Consider the following 11,369-nt stretch of genomic DNA (forward strand, 5'->3'; position numbering starts at 1 on the left):
AATTGTCCCATACTGCCTTTGGGCGTTCCTATTTAAGCCATTCCTTCTATACGATTCTCCCTTCTTTTTTCAAAGAAAAATTATTTCATAGGCGAAAGGTAGGTGATATGATATACGAAAGTTTGGGGGTGGAAATCCATGAATGATCACCGTTTTGAGTACGCAAATCTTGCGAATTTAAAGTTTATAGAACAGCTTTATTCAGAATATCTTGAAGACCCATCTAAGGTAGACCTTTCTTGGCAGCGCTTCTTTGAAGGGATGGCTTTTGGCGCTCGTTTGCCAGCCCAGACAGTTTGCCCAACACTTTCAAGTCCAGATTTAAGAGTCTTTCACCTCATTGAAGCCTACCGCATTTTCGGCCACCGAGCAGCCCACATCAATCCACTCTCTGACGGTCCTCCCAAACCAGAAGAAATCGCCGAGCTCAAACTCGAAACCTTGGGATTTAAGCAAAGTGATCTCAGTCAAAACTTCCCGACCTGTGGCTTTTTGAAAGAAGAAACGGCTCCTCTTTCTAAAATTGTGGAAGCCTTGCAACAGACTTACTGTCACTTTGTAGGGTTTGAATACATGGGGATGCAAACACCTGAAGTCGAAAAATTCATCCAACAGCAAATTGAGCCCTATTTTTCTTACCCCATGTCTCACGAAGAAAGGCTTCGCCTTTTGCACCATTTAAATACTTCTGAGGTTTTTGAATCATTCATTCATATGAAATACCCTGGACAAAAGCGGTTTTCAGTCGAAGGAGGAGAAACCATCATTCCTCTCATGCATGAGCTCATCGATGAAGGAGGAGAAGAAGGTGTTCAAACCTTTGTTTTAGGAATGGCTCACCGTGGCAGGCTCAATGTGTTGGCAAACATCCTGCGCAAATCCTACTCGTCGATTTTCCATGAATTTGAAAGCACCTATATCCCTGACACTGTTCAAGGAACAGGGGATGTGAAATATCATATGGGCTACTCAGCTACAATTGAGACAACCAAAGGGAAACCCATGCAGCTCCATTTAGCTGCAAATCCAAGCCACCTTGAGTCTGTCGATCCAGTTGTTGAAGGGCAAACGCGCGCTTATCAAGAAAAAGAAGGCTCTCTTAAGACTAGCGCGATTGTTCCTGTTCTCATTCATGGAGATGCAGCGATTGCAGGGCAAGGTGTGGTTTATGAGACCTTGCAGTTTTGCAATATTCCAGGCTATGCAACAGGGGGAACTATTCACATTGTCATTAACAATCAAGTCGGTTTTACTGCCCATCCTCACGAGTCCCGTTCGACCCAATATTGCACCGACATCGCAAAAGGATTTGGAGCCCCTGTTTTTCATTTGAACGCAGAAAAACCGGAAAATTGTCTTGCTGCAGCCCGTTTAGCCATGCGCATTCGGCAACGGTTTCATTGTGATGTCTTTCTTGAACTGAACTGCTTTCGAAAATATGGGCACAATGAAACAGACGAACCTGGCTTCACACAACCCTTGGCTTACCAAAAAATCCGCGATCGGAAAAACATCCGTGATCTGTACCGGGACCAAAGTGTCGAAAGAGGGAATTTTTCCAAAGAAGAAGCACAGGCTTGTGAAGATGAATTTAAAGCCCTGCTTGAAAAAGAGCTTCAAGCAACCAAAGATCTTACGAAGCAAAAGCGAGAAGTAAAGCTTCCCAAAGAGCAAAAACCCTCACCACTTTTGCAGCATGTGCCATCTGGCATCCCCATTTCTCGATTGAAAGAGCTTACCGAGAAGTTTTGCGCTGTTCCCTCTGAATTTAATATCCATCCCAAAGTGAAACGGATCTTTGAAGACCGAAAAAAAATGAGTGAAGGAGATCTTAAAACTCCTGTAGTTGATTGGGGAATGGCAGAGTATTTAGCCTATGCCTCCCTTCTAACAGATGGGGTGCATGTGCGCCTGTCTGGACAAGATAGTGGGAGGGGAACTTTTTCCCATCGTCATGCCATTTTGACAGATCAACAGAGTCAAAAAACCTATGTTCCACTCAATCATTTAGCTCAAAATCAAGCTTCATTTGATGTCTACAACTCGCCACTATCTGAGTATGCAGTGATGGGGTTTGAATATGGCTATAGTCTCGTGTATGAAAAGTCACTTGTGATTTGGGAAGCCCAATTTGGGGATTTTGCCAACGGAGCACAAATCACGATCGATCAGTATGTTGTCAGTGCCGAGCAAAAATGGGGGAGTCATTCCTCTTTCACATTACTTATGCCCCATGGATATGAAGGAATGGGGCCCGAACACTCATCGGCGCGGATTGAAAGGTTTTTGCAGCTTGCAGCCAGTGATAGCATTTATGTCGCCGTCCCTTCAACTGCATCACAATTTTACCACATCTTAAGGCGTCAAGGCATCACCTCTATGAAAAAGCCCCTTATGCTTTTTTCTCCCAAAGCATTACTTCGCTTTCCTCCTTCGAGCAGCCCGCTTGAAGCGTTTGACGAAGGGACAAGCTTTCAAGAAGTGATCGATGATCCAAGTCCTCCAAATAAACCAAATAGAGTCTTATTTTGCACAGGTAAGGTCTATTATGACTTAGTCCAGGAGCGGGAAAAACGGGGAGCCTCTGATGTCGCCATTGTCCGTATTGAGCAACTTTATCCTCTTCATGAAGAGAAGATCCAAAGCACCTTAAGAAAATATAAAGGGATCTCAAGCTGCTACTGGGTTCAAGAGGAGCATGAAAACATGGGCGCTTGGGGGTACATTTCGCCAAAGCTGCAAAAGCTCCTTCCAGAAAAACTCGAATTACGCTATGTCGGAAGAGTTAGGAGTGCATCTCCTGCTGCAGGATCAGGAGCGTTGCACAAATTTGAGCTAGCCAAATTTTTAAACGAGGCGTTTGAGTAGGAATGGTAGTAGAAATCAAAGTTCCATCAGCCGGGGAATCTGTTTCAGAAGCTGTTATTGCAACGATCATAAAAGAGAGTGGATCATATGTCGAAAAAGACGAAGAAATTCTCGAGCTAGAAACTGACAAAGTCAACCATGTTGTCCATGCATCCGAAGCAGGTGTCCTGACACTTCACGTCAAAGTCGATGAAACCGTAGCCATCGATCAAGTCATTGGAACCATTGATCCAGCAGCAAAAGCAACTTCTGCGCCAGCCGCTCCTAGTGCCGAGAAAAAAGAAGAACCGGTTTCTCCACCACCAGCATCGACCCCTTCAGGCGATGGTGCTCGACGAACGCCAGCTTCATTCGTCGCCTCGATTGGAAAAGAAACGGCGCCCCCTCCAGCTCCAAAACCAACACCGACTTTAGCAAAACCCGCGCCAGTTAAAGAGGGGAGTCAAACGCGTAAACGGATGAGTGGGCTTAGACGTACAATCGCCAAGCGACTCGTCGAAGTGAAAAATAATACCGCCATGCTCACTACTTTTAACGAAGTCGACATGTCTTCTGTCATGGAACTTCGGTCGCGTGAAAAAGATACCTTTTTTGCTAAGCATGGGGTCAAACTCGGGTTCATGTCTTTCTTTGTCAAAGCCTGTGTTGCCGCCTTAAAAGAGCTACCTGACGTTAATGCATTCATCGATGGTGAGGAGATCGTCTACAATCACTCTTACCACATTGGCATCTCTGTTTCGACCGAAAAAGGACTCATGGTTCCTGTCATCCGCGCCTGTAATGAGCTGACCTTTGCAGGGATTGAACAAGCCATTCAAGACTATGCGAAAAAAGCCCGCTCAGGCTCTATTAGCATTGACGATCTTCAAGGAGGAAGCTTCACCATCACAAACGGGGGAGTCTTTGGATCGATGCTTTCAACCCCCATTTTAAATCCCCCTCAAAGCGCCATTCTAGGGATGCATAATATCGTCAAACGGGCTGTCGTCGTGAACGATCAAATCGTCATCCGACCCATGATGTATCTTGCTCTCAGTTACGACCACCGCATTGTCGATGGCAAAGAAGCCGTCACTTTCTTAGTGAAAGTCAAAGAGCTCCTTGAGAAACCAGACCGACTGCTTTTAGATTTTTAGGGGAGAATGATCATGGCAGAAACCTTCGATGTCGTTGTCATTGGATCAGGACCAGGAGGCTATGTTGCAGCTATTCGCGCCGCGCAATTAGGGCTCAAAACTGCCTGCATCGAAAAAGAACCTAACCTAGGGGGAACATGTCTCAATGTGGGCTGCATTCCCTCCAAATCCCTACTGCAATCATCAGAGCTCTATTCCCAAATTCTGCACCATTCAAAAGAGCATGGGATCCATGCCTCAGCAAAACTCGATTTTTCCCAAATGATGTCGCGCAAGGACCAAGTGGTAGCAGGTTTTAACCAGGGGATCCAAGGACTCTTTAAGAAAAATAAAATCACCCACATCAAAGGGAAAGCGACCTTTATCTCTCCCACATCTGTCACTGTCTCTACGCAAGAAATCACCGCTAAAAACTTCATTATCGCAACCGGTTCTGAGCCGACACCCCTTCCTTTTCTTCCCTTTGATGAAAAAAAGGTCCTTTCTTCAACCGGCGCTCTTGCTCTTAAAAAGATCCCTCAAAAGATGGTGGTTGTTGGAGCTGGAATCATCGGCGTCGAATTGGGGTCCGTCTATAGCCGTTTAGGTACCGAAGTCACCTTTATCGAATTTCTCGATCGCGTTTGCCCAACACTTGACGAAAGCCTCTCGAATGGGCTCCAGCAAGCCCTGACTAAACAAGGAATGACTTTCCACCTTTCGACTAAAGTCACCTCTGCCGAAATCACCCCCTCCGGTGTCACTCTCACAACTGAGAAAAGCGATAAAACAACTGTCCAATTCTCAGCCGATATCGCCCTCGTCTCCATCGGGCGCCGCCCTTACACCGAGGGGCTTGGCCTCGATAAAGCCGGCCTAGAAACTGACAAAAGGGGATTTCTTCCCATTGATGCTAACTTCCGTACCAAGCAGCCCCATATCTATGCCATTGGAGACATTGTCGACGGCCCCATGCTCGCCCACAAAGCTTCTGAAGAAGGGTATGTCGTCTCAGAGATCATTGCTGGCCATACCCCTCATATCGAGTATATCGCAATTCCAAGTGTTGTCTATACCCATCCTGAAGTGGGAGCTGTGGGCCTAACCGAAGCCGAAGCAAAAGCCATGAATCTTTCGATCAAAACGGGGCAGTTTCCTCTCAAGGCCAATTCTCGAGCTCGCTGTAGCGGTGAAGACGAAGGATTTGTCAAAATGATAGCCGACCAAAAAACCGGAACCCTTCTCGGAGTTCATATTCTTTCAGCCCATGCCGGCGAGCTTATTGCCGAAGCGACCTTAGCGATTGAGAAGCGGGTTACAGCCTTTGAATTGGGCAATCTCTGCCATGCCCATCCGACCCTGTCCGAAGCCTTAAAAGAAGCGGCTCTTTCCATCTCCAAAAAAGCCATCCACATGTAGAGGGTGTTGAGCCCATTTTTTTAGGATAAATGCGTAATAAGGCCTGAACGGGCTTCCGTTGGATTGATTTTCTTTGTAGCGTTAGAAACTATTTATAAGCTGAGGGGGGAGATTCTTTTGGAATGATTGCTTTAAGATTTTTTGTCTGGCAAAGAGCGGAGATCGAGCATGCTGCCAGGCGGAAAAAGACGGAGCAAGAATAGAAAAAAATATAACCACCTGGGTACATATAAAAAACCCGCGGGAGGACCCCACGGGTTTATGAGATGAATTGATGGTAATCAATTATCGCAAGTTATGCAACGCCTTCAGCGTCTTTTTTTCCGTCTGCTGACTCGCTAGAATCAGTAGATGAAGTTGTGACGTTTGCAGTTGCAAGCTTTTCACGAAGTGCTTTTAAGTCTCCATCACCTTTAGTGAATGTCGCATTCAATCCTTGTGCAAGGCGAGATTTGACCATTTTTTGAGCTGACGCAGAAGCTGATGTATCAAGAACGACATCTACAACGTATGCGTTAGAACCTACGTGTGCACTAGCTGTTTTTTCTTGCGCAACAAGCTCTGCAACACGTTGGTTAGCTTCAAGAAGTTCGGCTTCGCGTGCTTCTCTCTGTTTAACAGAGTCTCTGTAGCTTTGAGTATTGAAGCGGTGAGAAGCTTCAAACTCTTTAGCTTTGCGAACAGCTTCTTTAGCAACATCAACAGCGCTTTTAGCTTCACGAATCTGCACTTGAATCGCAGATGTATCTTTAGAAGCATTTGCGATATTAAGAGCTGTAAAGACCCCAGAAAGGAGACCTTTCTCTTGTAAGCTGTCAAGAAGCGCTCGTGTAAGAGTTGGAGATCCAGGAGTCTCATCTTTACCTGATCCAGCAACAATTTGAAGAAGGCTGATGTAATCAGTAGTTTTAAGCGCTTTACTTTCTTTAAGAGCTGTGGGATCGATTGCAGCAGTAACTTTTGGAAAGTCAAATTTAGCTTCATTTTCAACTGGAATTTTAACTTCAACTTCAGTTCTTCCGGCTTTAAGAGCTTGAACGAGCTGAGTGTGAGCTTCAATCGGCATCCCTTTAGCAACTGGTGTTTGTTGAAGAAGAACTCCAACATAGTCAGCATTTGCTTGAGCTTCTTTTTCTTTCTCAGCAACATATTGCGTAAAGTTGTCATTGAGCTGACTTAAGAAAGTCTTAGAAGCTTCGAGAGACGCTCTCACTTGAGGAGCGTTTTCAGCTAGAGCTTCATTTCGTGCTTGCAATGTTTCAAGAGGAATACCCAAAGTCTTAGCTGATACTTCCTTAGCATCATCATCAAGTGCCAAGAAGTTAATTGCGTCGATCAGTTGAGCTTCACCCTTCTCGCCATTACCAGCAAGATCGCGCAACTCAGACTTACGATCATTTAAGAATGACGTCTTCAGTGCTTTGATGTCGCGAGCGGCGTTGATCCGTCCAATCGCGCTATTGACTTCTGACTTGATTGTTGGAGCAGCATTCTCTGCAAACTTCTCTCTGATCACATTGAATTCCTTTAGAACTAGAGGATTCGCTTTAGCTGTATCTAAATCTCCAGTTAGGTCAGTAGCACCATTTGTATTGATAGCAACAACTCTTGCAGCTTCAACTAAAATATCGTCTCCTAATTTGTTAAATGCATCTGTAGCACCTTGAAGAGACGCCATACGTTGAAGATGAGATTGACCTGTAGGATCTTGAACGCGTCCCATTTTTGCTGCGATGTCTTTACCAGCAATTTCAGCATTTCCTTGATACCACATTGTTTTAGCAGCTTCGATTGCGAATGCTTGTTGAGACGATCCACCTGTCACAACCTTGCTAAGACCATCGCCTTGAGCAATAGCTGATGCAACAAATGCTCCATAAAGAGCGCGACGCTCATCTGCATTCATACCGCTCTCTTTAGCAACTTTATCAATTGCTGTTTGGAGAGCTTCAACAGATCCTTGGAATCCAGTGACTGTATCTTGAAGGGAACGAACCCCTTTTTTTCCTTCCTCGAATCTATCGACAGTAACTTCATCCCGCACATCAACAGATAATTCGCCCTTTAGAGCATCTTTCACTGAGTTCTTAGCAGTGTGTAGAGTTTGTACTTGAGCTGAGAAGTTTGCTGGGTTACGGATCAGTTCGCGAGCCGCATTTTGGTCTTTCATGTGTGAAACGTTTTTATATGCCCACACACCAAGGCCGCCAAGTGTAAGAACGAATGCAGCGACTTTTAAAAATGTTTTTACTCCAGCGTAATTACCTTCGCTTTTAAAGGTATCCCCGAAAGAATACTCATTGTGAAGCGTATCCATTGCTTTATTCAAGCTTTTTGACTCTGCGTCAAGTCCTAATGCCTGATTGATAGCACCGACATTGACACTGGGAGCTATTCTAGTTGATTCTGACATTTTTATATTCTCCATTTAAAAAAGATTATAATCTTAATAGGCGTTTTTTAATTTTGAAGTTCTTTTATTATATTAAAACTTAACATTCATAACAACAGTTTATATAAATTAAAACATAATATTTCTTAACTATTTCTGTTATTGTTTCGTTTGCAATTTGATATTATATTATAACATATTATAATTATTAACTTTTACAGTAAAAATTAATTTATTTTTCATTTAATATAATTAAAAATTTAAATATTCAAATTTTGTTTAGTTTAAATTTTAAATTACTATAATTAGTAAAACTTAAAATTTAATTATATGTTGAATAAAAATTTTATTATTTAGTCTAGATAAAATGAATGGACTGTTTCAACAGTCCATTCAGCTGACTCTTTTGAGAGCCGAGAGAGAGGTGATTGATAATCAGCGACTTAAGATAAGTCGCTCTCTATTAATGGGATAGGGTTGTCTGGAGACAAAGGATCAAAAGCTAACGCTTCATTGAGCTTTAAAACCGTATCAAATTTGTTTCCCATAGTATCTACAATCCCTTGAAGTACAGGTAGGGCTTGTCTCACTTTTTTAACCTTCTCGAGATAGAGAGTTCTTTTGATCTTGTTTGATGGATCCAATAGAAGGCTTGCCTCGCTTGTTTTCATCAATTTGTACTCAAATACGATCCCTTGAACTTGCGAGCTCAGGGAGTGGCTACTTAAACTTCCTCTAAGAGCCCTTTCATCGGGCACTAAACATTCATTTTGCCACATTAAGAAGTCATACCCTTCTGAGAGTTCTCTAAGGTCTCTTTTCCAGTTCGCATCGATGCTTCTTTTCCCTTCTAGAGCGTCGTTGAGAAGCTGAGTCGTAGCTGCGAGGTTTTCAGTGACCTTTTGAATGAACTCTTCTCGAGATTTCGGGGCAATTTTGTCTAGCTCAGGTAAAACTCGGTTCATAATCATCCCATAGATTGCATTCCCAGTAGCGTATTGTTGCACTGCAATAGGCGAAGAGAGAGTTGAGCGATTTTTCTCCATTTTGTACTGGTTTAGCTCTCTATGAGCCTGGATATCTAGAGTGATGATTTCACGTTTTTCATCCACGTGATGTTGAATCGGTTGAGCAAAGACCCCATCTTTACTATCTTCTCTTTCCTCCCGAATTCTTGCGAAGGGAAGAAGTTGGTTATCGATGTAGCTGACTACTTTGAGCACTTCTGGTGGGGAGCTGATGACACGTGAAGCGATTGAGTCGATCATGCTGAGAAGAGCCGTTGATTTAAAATCCCGCTCGACCTTTCCCCGTCTGATTTTATTTTCCTTCACCCAGGTGACATTCGTGATTTCTTGACTTGCTTTGTCAAAATATTTCACCTGGTCCTCAACAGAGTGTCCATCGACTTCGCTTTGAAGCACCTTGACGGGTTTTTCTAGAGCTTTCAGATAGTCTCCATGAGCTTTATTGAATGCTCGATGAGTCTGAACATGATCTTCCATAGAACGGTCTTGTCGATGAAATATCGTCGCTGTATGACTGAAAGGGAAGGCTTCCATTGCCTTCCAAAACTCTTTATACCCAACCAGGGAATGTCCATTGAAGCTTCTGTTGAAAACCCCCCACCAACGAACCAATTTTCCTTCTGCAGCGCGAGTTTCTAATTCAGTTCTTGAAGTTCCTGTTGAGCTTTTACTGGCGCTAGAGGGCAGAGGAATGCCAGTCGAAGGAAGCGAGGGCTTTTTAAACGTAGAGTCCGAAGAACTGCCAACTAACACAAATTCTTCTGAATCAGATTCTGATGATGAACTCACTAGACTGACTGGCCCATCGAATTTAAAGGGTTTAGCCTCGAACTTGGGTATCTCAGGATAAAGAGATTTAACTTCTTTCATGCGAGCTTCGACTTCTGACCGGTCGGATTCAGATAACGCAGGGTACTTGATCACTTCGGCTTTGGCATTCAAAGAATCTGAAAGAGAAGGAGTTTCTCTACCCTCAGTATCAACACCATTTTTTACTTGTCCTTCTAGATGGCCTGTAAGTTGGCCTTGTTCCATTTGATTTTCAGTATGATCTATTTTGACGTAATCTGATGGGTCTGCTTTGTGGCTACTCCAGCCCCAGGGAATCATAGACCCCAGATATGAGAGGATGCTTGACATAATCCTGTCTCCTAAAAAAAACCTTTTATTCTCGAATCCATCAATAAAAAATTATGATTTATACCGAACTTATTGATGAGTTCTTTTTATTTGTTCAATATGCTTAAAATAATAATAAAATTCGTAAATAAATTCAATTTAAATTAGGTAGTTTTTATTAATAAACATAATAGAAAATCGTTTTTATATATACTTCTGAGGCTGTTTTTATCAAAAACGAATTTTGTCTTTTACAAACAGAGTAATTTCAATTTTAACTTCGTAGATAGTTTATTTTTTGTATAATTGAATAAACATTTTAATTGTCGATTTCACAAATTGCTGTAAATCAGTGGCGTATACAAAACATAGCTAAAATTTAATTTGTTTAATATTAACTAATTTAAGTTGTTTTTATTTGAGAATATAGTGTGAATCACACTATAATGAAGAGTATAGTTGAAAGAACATATTTTAATATAGCTCTAATAGGAGGCTTTCACTATGGATAAAACCATTAATAAGGACGAACTTGTCCGTTTAGTTGCGAAACAAGAAAGCAAAATAGACATGCTTGAAGCAGAGTTAACTTACTTGAATCGTTTGCTTGTCAATGTTGGATTTCCCGAGGGGATTGAAACATTGAAAGCAACTGCAGAAGAACTTTTGCAGGACGCGAATGAGAATGTTCGTTCGAACCCGCAAATGGGTTTCTAAGCGAAAGGTGGACTTCGGTCCACCTTTTTTTTGCTCTCATGTTTTCTCTATGAATCTATCCAAATTTCAAACCTTGTTTTAGATGGTGTGGTCAAATAATATTTCGTGAAAGAAGACTTACTAGGAGAAAAGTTCAAGGCAACTGAGGCAGGAAGCCCAAGTTAGAACTTTCACTTAAGGGCTGATTCGCTAGTGCTCCATAACAAAAAATTCTTCATCGAAAGTAAGCCAATTTTTGAGCGCAATTTGCTTTATCAAAAATAGAGAAGATTGTTGATGGGAAAGTTCTGAAAAGATGGATTACTCTTAGACAAGGCGAAATTTTGAAGAAGCAAAGGGTGTCAAAAACTGGATGAGTAGCGGTGAAGAGTTTTTAGGACAATCGGTTTACTTGATTTATTCCCCATAGATCGTTTAAATTAGCTTTTCAAACAGATGAGGATTCCATGCCAAAACTAATCTTTAACGAAGAAGAAGAGATCGAACTAGAAGAGAACGCTCCAATCAAACCTTCTTGCGAAGAAGCTGGAATACCTTTTGCTTGTGAAGAAGGAGTCTGTGGCACGTGTGTGATCGAAGTTGAAGAAGGGATGGAACACCTTTCTGAATTTACGCAAGAAGAGCTCGACTTCTTAGGAGAGCAAGAAACTGAGCGCCTTGCATGCCAATGCAAAATCAAAAGCGGCTGCGTCAAAATCAAGTATTAGAGGA

At 42.5% G+C, this 11,369-nt stretch carries 7 protein-coding genes; 5 read left to right on the forward strand and 2 right to left on the reverse strand.

Going from position 1 to position 11,369, the window contains the following annotated elements; all coding sequences use genetic code 11:
- The first annotated feature begins 138 nt into the window (after window positions 1–138).
- From SNE_RS05890 to lpdA, 3 genes are read left to right on the forward strand one after another with little or no spacing between them, the layout of a single operon-like run.
- A complete protein-coding gene (locus SNE_RS05890; protein WP_013943452.1) occupies window positions 139–2,868 on the forward strand; it encodes a 2-oxoglutarate dehydrogenase E1 component in 2,730 nt (909 codons plus the stop codon).
- Window positions 2,869–2,870: 2 nt separating this feature from the next.
- A complete protein-coding gene (sucB, locus tag SNE_RS05895) occupies window positions 2,871–4,004 on the forward strand; it encodes a dihydrolipoyllysine-residue succinyltransferase (protein WP_013943453.1) in 1,134 nt (377 codons plus the stop codon).
- Window positions 4,005–4,016: 12 nt separating this feature from the next.
- Complete coding sequence (gene lpdA / locus SNE_RS05900; protein ID WP_148258967.1) at window positions 4,017–5,402, forward strand: dihydrolipoyl dehydrogenase; 1,386 nt, start codon at window positions 4,017–4,019, stop codon at window positions 5,400–5,402.
- Window positions 5,403–5,697: 295 nt separating this feature from the next.
- Here the strand turns inward: lpdA and SNE_RS05905 are convergent, their stop codons facing one another.
- Window positions 5,698–7,815, reverse strand: coding sequence for a hypothetical protein (locus SNE_RS05905; RefSeq protein WP_013943456.1), 2,118 nt, complete (start codon window positions 7,813–7,815; stop codon window positions 5,698–5,700).
- Between the two features lie 422 nt (window positions 7,816–8,237).
- The gene (locus SNE_RS05910; protein ID WP_041418845.1) at window positions 8,238–9,962 is read right to left on the reverse strand and encodes a hypothetical protein; all 1,725 of its coding nucleotides are present in this window, start codon (window positions 9,960–9,962) and stop codon (window positions 8,238–8,240) included.
- A gap of 483 nt (window positions 9,963–10,445) precedes the next feature.
- Here SNE_RS05910 and SNE_RS05915 point away from each other — a divergent pair, with 483 nt between their 5' ends.
- Entirely contained in the window at window positions 10,446–10,658 is a 213-nt protein-coding gene (locus tag SNE_RS05915) for a hypothetical protein (RefSeq protein WP_013943458.1), read from the forward strand.
- Between the two features lie 446 nt (window positions 10,659–11,104).
- Entirely contained in the window at window positions 11,105–11,365 is a 261-nt protein-coding gene (locus SNE_RS05920) for a 2Fe-2S iron-sulfur cluster-binding protein (protein ID WP_013943459.1), read from the forward strand.
- Window positions 11,366–11,369 lie beyond the last annotated feature (4 nt).

It is taken from the genome of Simkania negevensis Z, assembly GCF_000237205.1.
Classification (GTDB): domain Bacteria; phylum Chlamydiota; class Chlamydiia; order Chlamydiales; family Simkaniaceae; genus Simkania; species Simkania negevensis.